The 18,128-nt window shown below is 41.4% G+C and carries 15 protein-coding genes; 2 read left to right on the plus strand and 13 right to left on the minus strand.

Going from position 1 to position 18,128, the window contains the following annotated elements; translation table 11 throughout:
- The first annotated feature begins 104 nt into the window (after positions 1-104).
- Positions 105-3,077: an immune inhibitor A domain-containing protein gene (locus DS891_RS06010; protein WP_174169179.1), complete on the plus strand. Its 2,973-nt coding sequence runs from the start codon at positions 105-107 to the stop codon at positions 3,075-3,077.
- A gap of 34 nt (positions 3,078-3,111) precedes the next feature.
- Here DS891_RS06010 and DS891_RS06015 read toward each other — a convergent pair whose 3' ends face one another.
- The 6 genes from DS891_RS06015 to DS891_RS06040 form a co-directional block, all read right to left on the minus strand.
- A complete protein-coding gene (locus tag DS891_RS06015) occupies positions 3,112-4,119 on the minus strand; it encodes an isocitrate dehydrogenase (RefSeq protein WP_010377116.1) in 1,008 nt (335 codons plus the stop codon).
- Between the two features lie 196 nt (positions 4,120-4,315).
- A complete protein-coding gene (locus DS891_RS06020; RefSeq protein WP_102058104.1) occupies positions 4,316-6,007 on the minus strand; it encodes a hypothetical protein in 1,692 nt (563 codons plus the stop codon).
- A 167-nt stretch (positions 6,008-6,174) separates the two neighbouring features.
- Positions 6,175-6,558, minus strand: a complete 384-nt coding sequence (locus tag DS891_RS06025; protein WP_010605488.1) for a DUF3192 domain-containing protein — start codon at positions 6,556-6,558, stop codon at positions 6,175-6,177.
- A gap of 139 nt (positions 6,559-6,697) precedes the next feature.
- Positions 6,698-7,468 carry a flap endonuclease Xni gene (gene xni / locus DS891_RS06030; RefSeq protein WP_010605487.1) on the minus strand — a complete coding sequence of 257 codons (771 nt, stop codon included), beginning with the start codon at positions 7,466-7,468 and terminating at the stop codon, positions 6,698-6,700.
- A gap of 5 nt (positions 7,469-7,473) precedes the next feature.
- On the minus strand, positions 7,474-8,817 hold the full coding sequence (ppnN, locus tag DS891_RS06035; protein ID WP_010605486.1) for a nucleotide 5'-monophosphate nucleosidase PpnN: 1,344 nt from the start codon (positions 8,815-8,817) through the stop codon (positions 7,474-7,476).
- 103 nt (positions 8,818-8,920) lie between these two features.
- A complete protein-coding gene (locus DS891_RS06040) occupies positions 8,921-10,453 on the minus strand; it encodes a GGDEF domain-containing protein (protein ID WP_102058101.1) in 1,533 nt (510 codons plus the stop codon).
- 178 nt (positions 10,454-10,631) lie between these two features.
- Between DS891_RS06040 and DS891_RS06045 the strand changes: the two genes are divergently transcribed.
- A complete protein-coding gene (locus tag DS891_RS06045) occupies positions 10,632-12,410 on the plus strand; it encodes a M61 family metallopeptidase (RefSeq protein ID WP_174169180.1) in 1,779 nt (592 codons plus the stop codon).
- Between the two features lie 91 nt (positions 12,411-12,501).
- Here DS891_RS06045 and DS891_RS06050 read toward each other — a convergent pair whose 3' ends face one another.
- From DS891_RS06050 to DS891_RS06080, 7 genes are all read right to left on the minus strand, one after another.
- Positions 12,502-13,050: a YkvA family protein gene (locus DS891_RS06050; protein WP_010605483.1), complete on the minus strand. Its 549-nt coding sequence runs from the start codon at positions 13,048-13,050 to the stop codon at positions 12,502-12,504.
- Between the two features lie 195 nt (positions 13,051-13,245).
- Positions 13,246-14,007, minus strand: coding sequence for a glycosyltransferase family 25 protein (locus tag DS891_RS06055; protein ID WP_174169181.1), 762 nt, complete (start codon positions 14,005-14,007; stop codon positions 13,246-13,248).
- Between the two features lie 116 nt (positions 14,008-14,123).
- A complete protein-coding gene (locus tag DS891_RS06060) occupies positions 14,124-14,915 on the minus strand; it encodes a dermatopontin-like protein (RefSeq protein ID WP_010605481.1) in 792 nt (263 codons plus the stop codon).
- Positions 14,916-15,308: 393 nt separating this feature from the next.
- Positions 15,309-15,809: a hypothetical protein gene (locus DS891_RS06065; RefSeq protein WP_010605480.1), complete on the minus strand. Its 501-nt coding sequence runs from the start codon at positions 15,807-15,809 to the stop codon at positions 15,309-15,311.
- 219 nt (positions 15,810-16,028) lie between these two features.
- Positions 16,029-16,640 carry a bifunctional phosphoribosyl-AMP cyclohydrolase/phosphoribosyl-ATP diphosphatase HisIE gene (gene hisIE, locus DS891_RS06070; RefSeq protein ID WP_174169182.1) on the minus strand — a complete coding sequence of 204 codons (612 nt, stop codon included), beginning with the start codon at positions 16,638-16,640 and terminating at the stop codon, positions 16,029-16,031.
- Positions 16,637-17,410: an imidazole glycerol phosphate synthase subunit HisF gene (hisF, locus tag DS891_RS06075; protein ID WP_102058097.1), complete on the minus strand. Its 774-nt coding sequence runs from the start codon at positions 17,408-17,410 to the stop codon at positions 16,637-16,639. The genes hisIE and hisF overlap by 4 nt, the downstream gene beginning before the upstream one ends.
- Positions 17,392-18,126 (minus strand): 1-(5-phosphoribosyl)-5-[(5-phosphoribosylamino)methylideneamino] imidazole-4-carboxamide isomerase, encoded by a 735-nt coding sequence (locus DS891_RS06080; protein ID WP_174169183.1) that lies wholly within the window; start codon positions 18,124-18,126, stop codon positions 17,392-17,394. The genes hisF and DS891_RS06080 overlap by 19 nt, the downstream gene beginning before the upstream one ends.
- Positions 18,127-18,128: the final 2 nt, after the last annotated feature.

Consider the following 18,128-nt stretch of genomic DNA (forward strand, 5'->3'; position numbering starts at 1 on the left):
TTTAAAATTCACCACCAATTGGATTTTTTATTTAGTAGAACTTATACGGGAACAAAACGATAAAAATGCTAAACTTAAAGCTCAATTGTACTAGGGAATCTTAGATGAATATTTTTAAACTAAGCGTATTGGTATCGGCCACACTGCTATCAAATGCAGCGTCAGCGCAGGTGCTCTATAAAGATCAAGTTATCTATTGGCAGGAGAAAAAGCTCGGCCGCACGCTGAGTGAATACGAGCGGAAAATTGCGCTTGAGCAATTCACCAAAACAAAGCCTATTGCCAGCCAAATAAAAACACCTTATGCAATTAAAAATGTGCACCTTGGCAATACTAAGTTAGGTAAACAATTTGCGGTGGGCACGGCGCAAACACTTAATGAAGCTAAAATCCTTGCTATTCTGGTCGATTTTCCCGACTTACCTAACGACCAGAACCGACTAAACCCGGGTGATACAGATATGTACTACTCGAGCTATCCCGCGTCTCACTACCAATCACTACTGTACTCAGATAGCGGCTATAACGGCCCTAACAATGAATCGTTGCAATCCGCTACCCAGTTTTATCAAGCGGCCTCAGGGGGCAGCTTCAAGGTATCTGGCAATGCATTTGGTTGGGTAAGAGCCGCTCAAAATGCAGCCTACTATGGCGAACAAGAAGGCGATACCCGAGACTTAAGACCGGAAGAGTTGGTGTTCGAAGCAGTAAGCAAAGCTGTGACCCAATTTAATATCGACTTATCTGAGTACGATAAAACAGATTTGAACGACATAGATGGTGATGGCAACCGCCTTGAACCTGACGGCATAATTGACCATGTCATGTTATTTCATTCAAGTATTGGTCAAGAAGCAGGTGGCGGCGTATTAGATACTGACGCAATTTGGTCACATCGCTTCTTCGTATTTGATGAAAACAACCAACCTAAGGCAATTCCAGATACCAACTACAAGATTTATAACTACACCATTAATCCTATTGATGCTGCAATCGGTGTGGTTGTTCATGAGTTTGGTCATGACCTTGGGTTACCCGACGAATATGATTTAAATTCCAATGACATAGGCGAACCCGTTGCGCTGTGGTCAGTTATGTCTTCAGGCAGTTACTTAGGCCAATTAAGTGGCTCGCAGCCCACCCAGTTCTCCCCTAAAAGCCTTGAGTTTTTACAACAAAATTATGCAGGAAATTGGTTAAACCAAACAGAGTACACATTAGATGATTTGAGTACAGAACAAACGGTAACGCTCACGGATATTGGAATAAACAATGGTACTACGAATCAAATAAAGATCAATTTGCCTGCACAACTAGAGGAATTCATTACGCCTCTGGATGGAAATTACCACTATTACTCCGGACAAGACGACAAACTCAATAATCAAGCAAGTTTTACCTTAAGCTTACCTAACGCAAGCCAAATTTCATTATCCATGCTTGCAAATTATAGTATCGAGCTTAACTACGATATTTTCCAAGTGGCGGTAAATGGGCAGCCAATAGCAGGAAATACAACAAAATCAAACCATCCAAATTATGCCAATGTCACTCACTACATGGATGGCGAGTCATCTTCTTTTGGGGCTAACCCAATTACGCTAGATTTTGATATCTCAGCGTACCGAGGACAAACTGTCACCGTGACATTCGTTTATCAAACTGACGATTTTGAAACGCTTAAAGGTGTATTACTAGACAACATTAAGGTGACAGCGGATGGTTCGCAAATTTATACAAATACCGCAGAGCCAACTAACGACTTAGTCTACAGTGGATTTCGTAAGATTTCTGGCTATAGAGCTAAATCAGGTAACGCTTACTACGCCCATTTACGCTCATTTAGAGGGTTAGATGCTGGTTTGTCTTTGTCTGGTTATAATTCTGGTGTGCTGATGTGGTACAGCAACAATGAAGAGAGTAATAACTCGACTTCGCTACACCCCGGCTCTGGAGATATGTTAGTCATCGACCAAGATCAAAACCCTATTTTCAAAGCCGACGACACCACACCCGCAACGAGTATTATTCAGGTCAAAGATGCGACGCTTCGTTTGGATACGCAGAAAGCAGGTCTTGGCGATCAACATCTCACGCCAATCAGTACGTTTGATGATACTCAGGATTACACCTTCCCAATCCAAAAGGAGTCAGGTGTTAGTTTGCCGGGTTTTGGTGTTCAACTTAGATTGAATACCATAGAGGAAGATGCAAGTAGTGCGCAAGTCGGTATAATTTACCTCAGCGACCCTAAAATCACTCAAGTACAATCGCAAAACACCGTTAAGTTTAATGTCAAAGGCTTAGCATTAAACGAATCAGATAGCTTTTTGTGGAACTTTGGCGATGGTCAAACAAGTAACGCGCTTTCACCTACTCATAGCTATCAAGATATTGGCAACTATACGGTAATGTTCACACGAACCAAAGCTGACGGGAGCAGTTCAGCGTTGAGTTCAAATGTCAGCGTAGGCAACGTCGAGCCAATCCCGCTTACAGTCGGTGATATCAAAGCGACCTCAGTAGGGCAAGGCTTTGTCTTCAATGCTGAAATCATTGGTGGCAAAGCGCCTTATGAACTTGACTGGAACTTTGGTGATGGAGCAACAGCATCATCTAACTCAGTTGAACATATCTATGAGCTAAGCGGCACGTACACGGTAACGCTTAATGTGAAAGATGCCGAAGGTGAGGCGGTAACTAAATCAACCTCAGTGACTGTCGTAGTACCACTAAGCATTGAAGCCACAGCGACCACATCTAACTTACAGGCAAGCTTTGTCGCAACTGCTGCTGGTGGTGATGGTAACTATCAAGCTAGTTGGGATTTCGGTGATGGTACGCAAGGTTCTGGTTTGACTACAACGCATAGTTACGCTCAAGCGGGTACATATAATGTCGTGTTAACGCTATCGGATGGTGCAGATCAAAGCGCGAAAGGCACTGTTGAGATCACAGTGACGACCCCAACAACAACGCCGACGGACTCTGGTGATAGCGGATCGTCTGGCGGCAGTATCGGATGGTTTGCGTTAATCTCTGGAATGCTAGTGGGATTAAGAAGAAGGTGGTGCTAACGCACCACCCAAGGATTAAATTGAGCGTTAAGAATTAAAGACGCTCAATTACCGCCTGTGTGAAATCGGTAGTGCCGTGGCTACCACCAAGATCGCGCGTAGTACGGTCACCGCTCTTAATAACGTCAGCTACTGCACTGCGGATTTTTTCCGCTTTATCAGCTTCGCCTAAATACTCAAGCATTTGAATTGAAGCTAAAATAACAGAAGTTGGGTTTGCAAGGTTTTTGCCTGCGATATCTGGTGCGCTACCGTGAACTGCTTCAAAGATTGCAGCATCAGTACCAATGTTTGCACCTGGTGCCATACCAAGACCACCGACAAGACCTGCACAAAGATCAGAAAGGATGTCACCGAATAGGTTTGTTGTTACGATCACATCAAACTCTTCAGGTGTCATTACTAGTTTCATACAAGTCGCATCAACGATCATTTCTGCTGATTCAATTTCAGGGTAACGCTCACCAACCTCACGAGCAACTTTAAGGAATAGACCTGAAGTTGATTTTAGGATGTTCGCTTTGTGAACCGCAGTTACTTTCTTACGACCTTCACGCTGTGCTAACTCATATGCGAAAGTTACGATCTTTTCAGCACCTTCGCGAGTGATCTTTGACATTGCTTCCGCTTCATTACCATCTTCAGAAACAACTTGACCAAGACCTGAGTACATACCTTGCGTGTTTTCACGTACGGTAATGATATCAATATCATCGTAACGTGCTTTAGTACCTTCAAATGACTTAACTGGACGAACGTTTGCGTAAAGGCCAAAATGCTTACGCAATGTCACGTTGATTGAAGTGAAACCTTCGCCAACAGGTGTAGTTAGTGGGCCCTTTAGCGTGATTTTGTTACGCTCAATTGCTTCTAGCGTTGCTGCTGGAAGTAATTCACCTGTTTTTTCTAAAGCAGCCAAACCTGCGTCTACGTACTCGTATTCATAGTCGCAACCTACGGCTTTTAAGATCTCGATTGCTGAATCGATGATGCTAGGGCCAATGCCGTCGCCACGGATAACTGTGATGGTTTGCTGTGCCATGTTTTTTCCTTTATCAAAAGTTGGAATACACCCAAGAAGAATTGCAGACTAAGTTTAGTAGAAATTAACAAAGGTGTACGTTCGCTTGTTTAAGCCGCGTTTTATAGCAATTAATTTGGTCTTATTCCAGTATGGAATGAAAAAATGACATACATATGATTTATGCTTGTTATTGATAGTATTTATAGAATAAATATCAGGCAATAGATGAGTAAAATCCGGCCTCTAGTAGCGCTACATCAAACTTTTGTGCGGTAACAAAACGACTTTCAGCTAATACGTCATCGACTAATTGTTTTTGCCATGCAGTTAACACGAAGGTGGGTGATATCACTTTAAGTGCAATAAGTTTAATAAAAATGAACAGTTTACACTGCGCATTGGTCTGAGACTTTTTTAACGTTTCGCTATCTAGCATTGCCTTATGAAGAATACTTTTTTCAAAGTACTGCAGATTAAAGTCTAGGTATTTATCTTTTGCTATCGCTCGGATCCCAAATAGGTTGGCAATTGATACTAGTTCCTCCGAATACTCACGAGAGTGGAGTGCAGTGGCATGTTGGATCTCTACCCCTTGTTTAGTCACTAAAAATACAATAACCGCTGCAAATGGCGACAATAAACGCTCAAATTGCTCACCATAACTTTCACCAACATATAAGGCGATAATTTGACTAATTACGCCATATTTGTGCACGATATCTTCTGTGAAAGGAAGCTTATGATTGGCTATGATCTGCTCAAGCAACACTCGCTGCGCCAGTAATCCAGCAGCATCAAGTCCTACCATGGCGAGAGAGTGCCTAACCGATGCGGCTTTTAGATTTTCACGGTTATACTGCTTTGCTGCGATCTGCAATGCACTTGACACTGAATCGAACTCGCAAATCAGCTTTTCAAGTGCACGAATACTTTGAAATTGACTGTGAGATAAGGCTTTTACTGTTTCTAGTAGATGTAAATGTTCAGAACCAAAAGGAAGTACTGCTGGTTCAGCAGCTCGGTCCCAAATATTGTAAAGTAACTTTGCATCTGTGGTTGCAGTCAAACCACAGTGAAACTGGAATTTACGGTTGGCCTTCGCCAGCTTTTTGGTTTGCCCATGTTCAACAACAGCAATTATTTTTTCACTGTTGCTTTGTATCACCAAAAAGCCCTCTTCGCCTTTAATCTCGCACAGCAACCCCGCAGGATGATTAACAAATGCCCCTGCAATTGCACTCAGCACTTTTAATGCAAAAGCATAACTGAGTTTGCAATAAAGAAGCTTAATCGCTCTGTCTAAAGCCACGCAATTTTGCTTGTGTGTTGGCGTTATTAAGCTTGCTACTCGGTGAGCAATTGCAACAATCAAAGAAGCATGGTCATTAAAGCGCTGAGGGGTAGGAGCCACTAGCTTGCTGTCATAGTTTGAAAGGCGAGATAAAATTCGCAAACATTGCAAGTTAGGTGTTTGCCCATCACTCAGTATTTGTACAGCCAATTGATGGCGAACTTTCCAAAGCTTATCTTGCTGTGCGTCTAACTTTTTACCTGCTGCGAGTTGATCGCTTTCTCTCGCTACGCATAAATAGTCCGCAAAGCTTGCGAGCAATAGCTCTTCGGTTACTGCACGAGAAAACTTTAAGTGATGGCAAGCCATACAAACCAACACATTTTGATTCATGACCAGATTAGTGTTGTAACCCAAGTTTTGTGAATACAGTCCAAGCTGCCCATGCATGCTACTTGGCGAGGACTCATAACAGTCCATGTAAAGCTGTGCAAGTTTAACTAGGGTAGGGTAAATAGAGGACCACTTCTCTTTGTGATAATAAAGACGTAATACTTTGTGTGTACCTTGGGCTATCGCGAACAGCGTTTTACTAGTAACTATCCTTGCATCCATCTATCTTTACCAATTTTATTAAGTAAACGGTCTATTTTAAAACGGTAAAATAGCTTTCTTAGCAAGGCAAAAACATTGCTATTTAGTTGTTCTAAATGAGGCGTTGTTAACGAAGCTAATATGGTATTTTACCCTTCAAATTGGTTGGAAGATTAATCTAATTGGTATCACACTTTATCAAATGTGACCCGAGCACCTGGTCCCCAAAGCTTTAATATGCCATTTTCAAACAATAATCCGGTGCATTCATCTTCCGTAGTAATACCATCTGGTTTTACAAGCTGAGTGCGATAAAACACAATTTGTACAACCGTATTGTCTTGTTTTTTCTTTACATACGTTAGATCCGGGCTGCCCAAGGTATCCAATACTGTGTCTAACTCAGTCGGCTTTTCAAGGCTAAGATTACGAATGAAACGATTGTTAAACGCTTCTCGGTCCTGCCAAATCATCGCTTGCGGGTCATCTTTATAATAATTGATCACGAGAAACACCACAGTAACGTAAACCGCAAGGCCAAGAAATATGTACTGTAGTATTTTCCTAATCATCTAACTGCTCAATAAAGAATGGGTAAAACGGACCTTGTACCTGCAAAAACTGAGATACGCTTGTATGCAATATATCAAAGTCATCTACATTCGCCTAGCGCTTAGCGACGATGTAATACATTGCCAATCAAAAGTCCCTTCAAACCACTCGTATATCCTTCAAACTAAAGCCAATTTCAATATCTCTTCTTAGAGTCACTAGCGCAAGGCTGGTAACATAGTCGCTTGCTCCGGCCTCTAATTTTGCTTTTGCAGCAAGCTTTACTGTCTCATCTTTTAGCATACTTTCAAAGTCGTCATGCTTTGCGAGTAGCTCTTGCGCCGTCTTGATACCAACACCAACAACACCTGGAATATCGTTCGTCTTGTCGCCACTTAACGCCCAAAACATTTCGAGCTTGCTTTGGGTGACAGAAAATCGACTTTTGATATCTTCGAGCGAAATTATCGACTTTTTAAAATAGTCGTACACAGAGATAGCATCATTGATCAGGGGTAAGAAGCCTTTATCAGTCGATACTATCGTGCAGTTAACATTGGCAGCTGCGGCTTTACAGGCAAGCGTCGCTATCACATCGTCAGCTTCATCATGTTCGGGATTAAATGATTTAACACCAACACTTGCGAACGCTTGTGAAAACTTGTCGAGGTTCTGATTTAGAAATTCGGGCATAGGTTGACGGCTTATTTTATATTTTGGGTAAAAGTGATAACGCCAACTTTTATCACCATCAAAGACAGCAACTGCGTGTGTCGCCCCCGTTTTGCGTAACAAGCTACGAGTAGCTTGCTCTACACGAAGACAAGAGGCCTTTATATGGGCCTCTTGTTCTTTAATACCTTTTGGTTCATTAACAGCATAGATGCGCCTGATAAGGTTAAGCGCATCTATTAACAACAAATTATTCATTCACTCTAAGCTTTAATTTTATAACACGGTATATATTTGCTCCCAGGTAGCTTCATTCGCCCCTGAGCTACAAATGCACCCAACAGCTTATCCATATCGGCCATCAGTGATTTATCACCACTTAATTCATACGGACCATGCTGTTTAATTGCTGTAATACCTTCATCCTTCACGTTACCGGCAACAATACCAGAAAAAGCACGTCTTAAGTTAGCAGCCAGTAATTGTTTTGGTTGCTCTAGGTGTAAGTCTAAGCTCGACATATTTTCATGCGTTGGTGCAAATGGGTGCTGAAAATCATTTTCAATCTTTAATGTCCAATTAAAGTAATAGGCATCACCTTCAGACTTACGATACTCGCGCACCGTTGCCATCGACTGTTTGAGCTTTTTGGCTACCAGCTCTGGATTGTCTACGATAATTTCAAACTTAGACAGAGCTTCTTTCCCAAGTGTTTTTTCAATGAAAGCACTGAGTTCTTCAAAATATGCCGCTGACTCTTTAGGGCCAGTTAAGATCACAGGTAAGCATTGCTTTTCATTTTCTGGATGTAACAAAATACCCAGTAAATAAAGCAGCTCTTCAGCTGTTCCAGCACCACCTGGGAAAATAATGATGCCATGCGCAATACGGATAAAAGCTTCAAGACGCTTTTCAATATCAGGCAAAATCACTAATTCATTAACAATTGGGTTAGGCGGTTCAGCGGCTATAATACTGGGTTCGGTAAGGCCTAAATAACGGTTATTCGAGATCCGTTGCTTAGCATGGCCAATTGTTGCCCCCTTCATCGGGCCTTTCATTGCACCCGGTCCACAACCAGTACAAATGTTTAGGCCGCGAAGACCGAGTTGATAACCCACTTCCTTGGTGTATTTGTATTCAACTTCATTAATTGAATGGCCGCCCCAACAGACAATCATGTTAGGGTCTTTATTCACTTCAAGCGCATCAGCGTTACGCAGCATGTCAAAAACCATATGGGTAATTTCTACCGGCGATTTATTTTCACCGTGATATTTTTGACAAATAAAAAGTATGTCGCGGATCACGGAAAATATGTGCTCATGGATACCGGTAATTATTTGACCATCAACAAAAGCTGACTCGGGGGGATTGCTTAACGCAATTTTTATTCCTCGCTCGCGTGCGAGTAGCTGAATATCAAAATCTTCGTATTTATCGTAGATTTCAGAGCTGGAATCGGTATGACTACCTACATTCAATACCGCCAATGCACAATTTCTAAAAAGCCTATATCTCTCACTTGTGGTTGACTGCTGAAGTAAATCGACTTCCAATCTTGATAATAAGTTAAGAACCCCAGTTGGGTTTAGCTCTACTTGCATAGGCTTACTCCTTGTTTATAATGCGCAGCGAATTGGTATAACTGAACAAAGCAGGGACGAGTATAATGTCTCGCAACTCAGCTTTTACCCAAGTTAACTCTATTTACTTAAAACACAATCTATCTCGCCCGCTATTCTTCGCTTCATAAAGCGCTGCATCAGCTCGGTCAAAAGCACTCAACGCAGTGTCCCCTTTGACAAACTGAGTAGCACCGAGAGAAATCGTAATTTCGACTTCTTTTTCTTTAAATTTGAATGGTATAGATTTAATGACTTGCCTTACTTTTTCAAGCGGTTTTTGCGCATGAGTCAGCGGCATACCTGGCATTAGCAAAACAAATTCCTCACCGCCGTAGCGTGCGATAAAATCGCTTTTCCTAATAGACTTTTTAAGGGCTCGTGCGATCACTTGCAATGTTTTGTCGCCCGCACTATGACCATAACGGTCGTTGATAGATTTAAAGTGATCAACGTCGATAACAACCAGCGTCACATCTGAGTCGTTTATCTCAAATAGGTGCATTTCATGGGTTAGACGCTCATCGAAAGCTGCTCTATTTGGTAACTTAGTTAAGCTATCCAATAGGCTTTTGAACTTTTGTTCGCTGAGTCGCTTTTTATAATTTGAAACTTTGGACTCTAAGGTGTTGATACGATTATTAATTGCATCAAATGAGTCAAGCAGCGCCTCACGCTCATTTTTTTCGAGCTTTTCACGCTCTATCAAATCAGCACTCAGTAGTTTCAACTCGTTGTCGACCAAGGCTTTAAGCTCAGTTATTGAGCTGGCGTTTTGGGTTTGCTGATTTAAGTTTTGAATTTTTAGTTCTATTTTATTGTTTAACGACTGTAGTTCTTTAGATGTTGATTTTGAACGCGCCGTTGTTTCAACAATAGAGCGATGTAGCTCTTCCAGTGTTTGATTCAGTGAAACCAAAAAACCTTGTGCGGATTGGCGCTCTTTGGCAATCGTTTGCGCAATAATTTTAATGATTTCTGTCGCTGCTGAATATAGATTATCTAAACTGTTGTTTTCCGCAACGCTTGCGCGGATCTCTTTAACCTTTTCTATTACTTCATCTTCGAAAATTAATTCGTTGATCAAAGCTTGAAGTTCAGCAGCTAGTTCTGGGTGGTGGCTATGAGATGTTTCTTCTGTAATTTCTACTTTTGATTGTAAAACCGTATGGTAGATAGAAACCAAAGACTCTAACGCGGGGATGTAAGCATTAGTAGAGTTGATATCTTCAAGTTCTACATCCAATAAATGACGCAACTTTCTGCGCGACTCATCTGGTAATCCCTTGAGCTTCTGCAGTAACTTTCCGCTTTGCTGAATTGCCGTTTGCAATGCTTTTTGATTATTTGAATTGGTCACTTCTTGTGACTTTAGCGGCTCGGAAATTCCATCGATAAAAGGCACAAGCAGCTCAAAATCGACGCCTTTATTAAGTGCAATACGAAATTTAGCTAACTGATTATCAAGTGAAACATCTTGCCCTTTGCAGGCTAAGGATAACTTTGCAGCAAACTGAGTAAGGAGTTCTACTTGTTGTTTTCTTGCATCCTCAAGCGTTTTTCTAGCCTCTATGGCTTGCTTTAATTTCTGCTCGAGCATTAAGGCATTGTCAGTCACAGATTTCCAATCATAAAATAATCTCTTAGTTACCAAGTCTACAACAAATTACGCTGTTATGCGCGGAAATTTAACGTGGTAATGTATCGGAGTTTGCTGTTTACTCATCGATATTACTTAGCGTGTAAGTCGCTGATTTGGTAAATTGATTTTATCTCGAATTACCGATACAAAAATAATGAAAAAAAGCCTTATTGCCTTAGCATGTGCAGCAACATTTAGTGCTTATGCTGACGTTGACTACCGTATTTCAATTACACAACCGCAGCATCACCTTGCGGAAGTAGAAGTTAAATTTCCAAAATCCTCACAATCAAGCATTGATGTGCAACTTCCAGATTGGCGTACAGGTCGCTACGAGATATTGGATTTAGCCAACGGCGTACGCTTTTTTGACGCCAAATCTCAAAGCGGGCAATCACAAAAATGGGAAAAAATTGATAAAAACACATGGCGCGTACACCTTAGCGAGCCTACCGAGCTGACGGTTAACTATCAGGTTTATGCCAATGAGTTAGGTCTTCGAGCCAGACACATAGATGACACCCACGCGTTTATCGATGCATCTGGCTTTTTGATGTTTAGTGAATCTTTCAGATCAGAGCCTGTTTCTGTTGAACTCAATGTACCTAAAGGCTGGCGCTCAGTCTCCGGTATGGAGTTTGCCGATTCAAAACACAGTTTCAAAGCCGATAACTATGACATATTGTTAGATTCTCCTATTGAGACTGGTATTAATCAGCTGCACAAATTTGAAGTGGATGGCCGTAGATATGAACTAGTTATTTGGGGCGAGGGCAACTATGACGTTGACCAAATGCTAGCCGATCTTAAAAAACTCGTTCAAACCGGCACGCTCATTTGGCACGATTATCCTTATGACCGTTATGTCTTTATGGTGCATGCAACCAGCGGTGCACGAGGGGCAACAGAGCACTTAAACTCGACGATTATTCAAAGACATAGAGACAGTTTTAAAGAAAGAGATGACTACATTGGTTTTATCTCTACAGCCGCACATGAATTCATCCACACGTGGAATGTCAAAAACTATCGTCCAGCAGGCATGGTTCCTTATGATTACGTAGCACCAAATTACACGGATTTGTTGTGGCTAGCAGAGGGCTCAACCAGCTACTTTGAGGATTATTTGCTGCTAAGTGCAGGGATCACCACCAATGACGAATATCTTAAAATGCTGACTAAGCGTGTTAATCGTCATTTAAAAACTCCTGGTCGTCATGTTCAGTCGGTTGCTGCAACGAGCTTTGATAAATGGATCAATCAAGGTGGCGATCATGGGATAAATTACAGCACCAATATCTATTCAGAAGGTGCGTTGGTGTCCATGGCACTTGATATCGATTTACTCGAGAAGTCAAACGGAAAAATTAGCTACCGTGACGTTCATAAAGCGCTTTACCAACAGCATAAATTGCCAAATAGCTTCACCAGTGAAGATGTTAAAAACATCCTAAAAGCGCTTACCGGTCAAGACTACAATACTTGGTGGAATGAATATGTTGATACACCAGCGAACATAGACTTTGACAAGTTATTCGACAAAGTCGGACTTGTTTATGATTATCCAGAGTCGGCTAAAATGATCGCAGGCTTAGATGGTATGGCAAGACAAAAGGGTGAATTACTGGAGCTGACGCATGTAGCTCGAGATGGAAATGCATGGCAAGCGGGGCTAACAGCAGGCGACCTTATCGTTGCATTTGATAAGCACCATGTTCGTAAAGATTTAAAAGCGAGCTTAGAAAACTTCAAGCCAGGTCAAACAATCACGGTAGATTTTATCCGTCGTGATAAGTTGATGAATACGAAAATCAAGCTTGACCGCGACCATGATAAGCCTAAAAAGATAACATTTACACCTAACCCATCAAGCGAGCAAGCGTTACTTTATAAAGCGTGGATGGGGGTTTCTCACCCAAATGAAATAAAATAATGGCAATCAAAAAGGGCTGATGATTATCAGCCCTTTTATAGTCCACAGCCCTAAGCTAAAAAGCAATTAGCTAAGCTTAGGGCTACTTAACTTACATAATGCGAGAAAAGAAGCGTGAACGGTTTTTAGAACGACTTCTACGCATAGAAGAACGGATCTGAGAGCGTGTGCCCGCAAGCCAGCTTTCACGATCGACCTTAGCATTATCACCACGTCTTGCTTCTTCAGTAGCTCTAAAGCCACAGAATTCACGGTATGCTTTTAAATCTAGCGACAGTTCTTGTAACACAAGTTCAATCATAATCGCATCATCGACATAGCCCAATACTGGGATATGATCTGGAACGATGTCTTCAGGCTCACTGAAGTAAGCAAGAGAAGCCATGATCTCGCGCTTTTCATCTTCAGGCATTTGCCATTCTTCATCTAACACTGCGTCAATTAGCGTTTGTAACGAAATTAGACGAGTGCTTACAAATTCAGGAAGGTTGGATTTTTCCATCGTTGCCACTAAATTACGCGCTTTAGCTATAATTTCGGCATCACTCACATCGCCACTTTTCTCAATAGCAGCTTTCATCATTCCACGGAAGTGTTCAAGATCTGAATCAGAGAGTTCAAAGTTGATTTCTATAGACACGTCTGTGCTCCCTCAACGTTGTTATTATTAATGGTTTAAGCAAAAAGTTAAACTTATTGCAATAATCTTAGATACTAGCACATCTTTTTCAGAAGTCTTCCCATAAATTACACTTTTAACACGAATTTTTCTCTATTCCGTACAAGTATAAAACCCATTGTTCAAAAGGCGTACAGCGGCTTTCGCATCATATAACTAGAAGTGTTGCTGATAGCGTTTGAGAACCAGCCCGCGATAAAACTTGTTTTTTATAAACTTATTTATCTGAAGCAATTGTTTACGCCAAAAATACCGCTTTGCTCCTGTAACACTTGGAGCTCTATCTATGGTACTCGCAAACTTTTCACCATGGCTAACAGGACAAGGGCTCATTACAAAAACACTGAGCTGTTTTTCCCAAAAATGTTGATAATCAATATCAATCGGTCTGCCGAAAGGAGTTGACTTAGATAATATTTTCTTCGCCCCCTCAAAACTTACAAGCTGAGCGACGATTCCCGCGGGCACTTTATTTTGCATAAATAGCGATAACGATTTATTTAGCGGAAAGCTTGCAATCGGAGTGCGTTTGTTCTTCGGAGATTGGAATAGCTTGATCATATCCCAACAAAATGGCAATGAAGCAATCTGTTGGTCAATATGTGCTAAGTCGTCGTGGAGCTGAAAATCATCTTCAAAAATAAAGGCGTAGGGTAGTTTTAACTCAACAATTTTTTCAAGTGCTTTGATATGACTTAGATAACAACCTATTTCACCCAAGGTTAAAGGGCGAAAATATTGCTTAGCGTTTTTTAACTTACAATAGCTCGTATCTAAAACGTCTGCGCTCAGCTCTGCGCCTTTTACAGCGCTTATCCTTTCAAAGGGTAGTGAGAACTTATCAAACTGGAGAGTAGATTCCTTGAGTCTATCAGTGCAAGAATCTAAATTGATGAGAAAAATATTCGGTTTGGTCACGATAACTCTTAAATCCGCTAACTAATTACATTATGAGTGTGCGACTTTTGTATGACAATGAAATGACCAAATTCTGACATGAGAGTAGGGTATCAACCCTACTCTAAAGGAAGTTATTACCAATCACTCGCAGCTGAGCAGTAACTCACTGCAGTTTGACGGTCTTCCGTTCTGTTATCATGGCGACTTGACATGCCGATGATTGCACCATTACCACCTAATGTCCAAGGTTGGTCGTAGCCTGTGTATTGTGTTGTAATACATGATTCAGCGAATAGTGCAGCGCCTGCGCTAGAGGTTGCCATAGATGCGCAATTAAAGTTAAACAAACGGTCTTCTGTACCATTATCGTGACGACTTGACATTCCGACAAAGAATTGACCATTAGGACAAACAAAGTTAAACGCTTGGTCGTATGAATTTACGTAACCGCTCCACTTTGTCGTTTTACGATAAATGCGACTACCGCTATCCGTTGTAAATTTTGCACAGACTAAGCTAAAACGTCTGTCTTCTTGTTTATCTTGATGGTAGCTTGAAATTGATTTAATAAACATATTACTTGGACAAGTGTAAGTAAATGCTTGGTCAAAATCATTTAAATACCCCGTATTGAGTTCACTATAAACACGTAAGTTACCACCAGCTAGCGTTGAAAAATCACTGGCAATTTCAGTGCTCTCAGTTTTCGCTAATTTAGTCTCAGTAACGTCATAACCTGAAACATCGTTATTAGTTTCTATTAGCGCAATTATCTCATCTAAATTCTTAGCTTGAGAAGCGGGGATCTCATATACACTGCCATTTACTGTATACTCGAATGGCTTAGCTTGTTCATTAGCAGAAGCAGGAGTGCTAAGCATAGCAACAGAGAAGGATAGAGCTGAAAGCTTTATTAATGTGTTCATCTTAATTCCTTTAAAAATAGTAGTTAATTTAGCGCCAACAACAAAAATAGCACCTGAATTAAACGCTACCTTTTCTTAATAAACAAGCTTTTTTATTAACACAAAAAACCAAAGAAATGCATAATCAGCATCAATTAAATACAGACTGTTGCAGATCCCAACTCCGCTCAAAATACATACAGCTTATTTTTTCTAAATTTGTATCGCGTTACACCACAATTACTATTCACTATTTTTATATAAAAGACGCCACGCAAAGCGACATTAGAATCGAGTAAAGCAACAATGAAAAATTTATTAACGCTTAAACAGACAAAGTCAAGGGGATTGCAAACGAGGAATCCTAGGGTGGGATAGGGCAGAAGAAGCACAACACTTCTCCGTATTTTGTATTTATTTTTCAGTCACATTAAACGAAACTATCCATGGCGAGACTTTATCGAGGCCTTTGCCCAGTTCAATTGCAATTTTGCTAGTAGAGCTCGGCGAAGTAATGTCCGTACGCATTAGCTGGCCACTCTTTTGGCTATCGCCAGCCCAAGAGTGATCTAAACATTGCCTTGCTAGACTCTGTGCATAGTTATGGATTTTTACTGCGTTTTCGTACTCTTTGAACTGCTCAGAACAGGTATATTTTGATTTTCCACTAGCGCTTTCTATAATTTGGCATTTATTGCCAACTAAATGTGCCTTAGCCTGCCAAGAGTTAATTAACTTTGCGCCGACTTCAGCACCTTTAAGCGCTGAAAACCCTGTGGATGATGCACTTAGAAGCGTATTAAGTTTCTCGCAATTAGACATATCATCGAGCTTTTCTTGTTGCTCTGGGGTTAATGTTGAACATCCGGCAGCTGTCAATCCTGCCAGCATTAGACCAAGTAATCTTGTTTTCATAAACCGTTCCATACTGTTCGTAGTAGCACTATTAAAGTTAGACTAATATTTTGCCACTGCATAGTTGTAAGACTATGAGAAGTTTACCTTATTTATATGAACAGGAGTTGATCTAATTACAGGTTTATCCCAATTTTACTAAGCTGGCTTGTTTCGGCACGATGTCTGGAACAAGCCAACGAAGGGATAGACGAAATGATTACTTACCCAAAGCGCAAATTACTTATGCCTATCTTTTAGCGTACTGACCACCTCACTGAGTGTAAGGCCTTGCCGCTGTAATAAAACAATAAGATGATACAGTAAGTCTGCGGACTCATTGAGCAACTCTTCGTTGTCGTTTTTCATCGCTGCTAGCGCCACTTCAACCCCTTCTTCTCCGACTTTTTGACAACTACGGCTTAAGTCTTTAGCAAATAAAGAGGCGGTATAGCTGCTTTCAGGTGATGCATTTTTCCTCTGGGCAATCACTCGCTCAAGCTTTCCTAAAAATGCTAGCTCTGGCATGGTTTCCGCAAAGCAGCTTTCGGTTCCAAGGTGGCAAGTTGGACCTTGTGGCTTTGCGTAAATCAGCAGGCTGTCTTTATCACAATCGGTATGCACTTCCACCAAGGTCAATACATTGTTTGAGGTTTCACCTTTGGTCCAAAGGCGCGATTTTGAACGCGAATAAAAAGTAACGAGTTGCTTTTCTAATGTCACTTCAAGGGCTTCTCTGTTCATAAAGCCTTGCATCAATACTACCCCGGTTAACACATCTTGTACGATAGCGGGAATGAGTGCTGATTTATCAAAATCTACTTTTGCTATGTTTTGTTTATTAATAATCATTGTCGTGCCGCCACATCATTATTTATTAAGAACTGTTTGAGCTTTGGAATGTCAATCACACCTTTATGGAACACACTTGCAGCCAAAGCACCATCGACATTAGTTTGTTTAAATACATCAACAAAGTCTTGCATACTACCCGCGCCGCCAGAAGCGATAAGTGGCACTTTACACAGCGCCCTAATCGCGCTGAGCTGCGCTATATCATAGCCATTACGCACGCCATCTTGATTCATACAATTAAGTACAATCTCTCCAGCGCCAAGGTCTTGAACTCGTTTGACCCATTCGTGCGTTTTGTATCGAGTACGACTTGCCGCATTCGGATCGCCAGTTAACTGGTATACTAAATATTCCTGAGTTTGCTTATCATAGAAGCTGTCTACGCCGACAACCACACATTGCTTACCAAATTCGTCATGTAACTCTTTAATGAGTTCAGGCCTTGCAATGGCAGGGCTGTTAATCGAGATCTTATCTGCGCCTTGCTCAAGCACTCGTGCCGCATCAGCCACTGATTTAATCCCACCAGCTACACAAAATGGTATATCGATATGTCTGGCAATTTCAGCTACCCAATTCACATCGAGTAAACGCTTTTCTACGCTGGCACTGATCTCATAAAACACCAGTTCATCAGCACCTGCCTCACTATAACGCTGGGCGAGGTCAAGAATATCACCGACGACTTCATGGCCTTGGAATTTAACACCTTTGACCACCTGACCGTCTTTTACGTCTAAACAAGGAATTATGCGTTTTGATAACATGCTAAAGCCTCCTCAACGCTAAATACACCTTCAAGTAGCGACTTGCCAAGTATCACTCCACCTACTTGTTGCTTTGCAAGCCGTGCAATATCGTCAAGAGAGCTCACGCCCCCTGATGCTTGTACTTTAATTGCACTGTTATGCTTAGTGATGTCTTCGTATAATGCAAACGATGGACCTGTCATCGTGCCATCCTTACTGATATCCGTACATAAGAAATCACTCACACCTTGCTCAACATAAAAATCTAACAGCTCGAATAGATCGCTTTTCGCATCATTTAGCCAGCCGTGAGTGGCAGGAGACCAGCCGCTTTCGGTTTTGTTCACATCAAGTGCAATCACGAATTTGTCGGCGCCACATGCTTTAATCCACGCAGCAACTTCTTGCTGTTTATCTACCGCCATTGAGCCAATCACCACTTGGGCAGCTCCGGTATCTAACCATTGCTTTACGTCGTCTATACTGCGAATACCTCCTCCTACCTGAAAGGGAACAGATAAAGCCTTAGTCGCCGCTTGGATAGTGCGCCACTGCTTTTTGCTCGGGTCACGAGCCCCTTCTAAATCCACCAAATGTAGCTTGGCTGCGCCTGCATTTTGGTATTCAAGTAAACGCTCAGCTAAATTAAATGGGTAAAACTGTGCGGTTTCGTACTTGCCTTGATACAAACGAACAATATTGTTCTCTAATACATCTAAAGCGGGAATAATCATTG

It is taken from the genome of Pseudoalteromonas sp. JC28, assembly GCF_013319255.1.
Classification (GTDB): domain Bacteria; phylum Pseudomonadota; class Gammaproteobacteria; order Enterobacterales; family Alteromonadaceae; genus Pseudoalteromonas.

Excerpts from the sequence above, each read along its gene's own strand:
- DS891_RS06010 (WP_174169179.1), top strand. The coding sequence starts at position 105 with ATGAATATTTTTAAACTAAGCGTATTGGTATCGGCCACACTGCTATCA.
- DS891_RS06015 (WP_010377116.1), bottom strand. The coding sequence starts at position 4,119 with ATGGCACAGCAAACCATCACAGTTATCCGTGGCGACGGCATTGGCCCT.
- DS891_RS06020 (WP_102058104.1), bottom strand. The coding sequence starts at position 6,007 with ATGGATGCAAGGATAGTTACTAGTAAAACGCTGTTCGCGATAGCCCAA.
- DS891_RS06025 (WP_010605488.1), bottom strand. The coding sequence starts at position 6,558 with ATGATTAGGAAAATACTACAGTACATATTTCTTGGCCTTGCGGTTTAC.
- xni (WP_010605487.1), bottom strand. The coding sequence starts at position 7,468 with ATGAATAATTTGTTGTTAATAGATGCGCTTAACCTTATCAGGCGCATC.
- ppnN (WP_010605486.1), bottom strand. The coding sequence starts at position 8,817 with ATGCAAGTAGAGCTAAACCCAACTGGGGTTCTTAACTTATTATCAAGA.
- DS891_RS06045 (WP_174169180.1), top strand. The coding sequence starts at position 10,632 with ATGAAAAAAAGCCTTATTGCCTTAGCATGTGCAGCAACATTTAGTGCT.
- DS891_RS06060 (WP_010605481.1), bottom strand. The coding sequence starts at position 14,915 with ATGAACACATTAATAAAGCTTTCAGCTCTATCCTTCTCTGTTGCTATG.
- DS891_RS06065 (WP_010605480.1), bottom strand. The coding sequence starts at position 15,809 with ATGAAAACAAGATTACTTGGTCTAATGCTGGCAGGATTGACAGCTGCC.
- hisIE (WP_174169182.1), bottom strand. The coding sequence starts at position 16,640 with ATGATTATTAATAAACAAAACATAGCAAAAGTAGATTTTGATAAATCA.
- hisF (WP_102058097.1), bottom strand. The coding sequence starts at position 17,410 with ATGTTATCAAAACGCATAATTCCTTGTTTAGACGTAAAAGACGGTCAG.
- DS891_RS06080 (WP_174169183.1), bottom strand. The coding sequence starts at position 18,126 with ATGATTATTCCCGCTTTAGATGTATTAGAGAACAATATTGTTCGTTTG.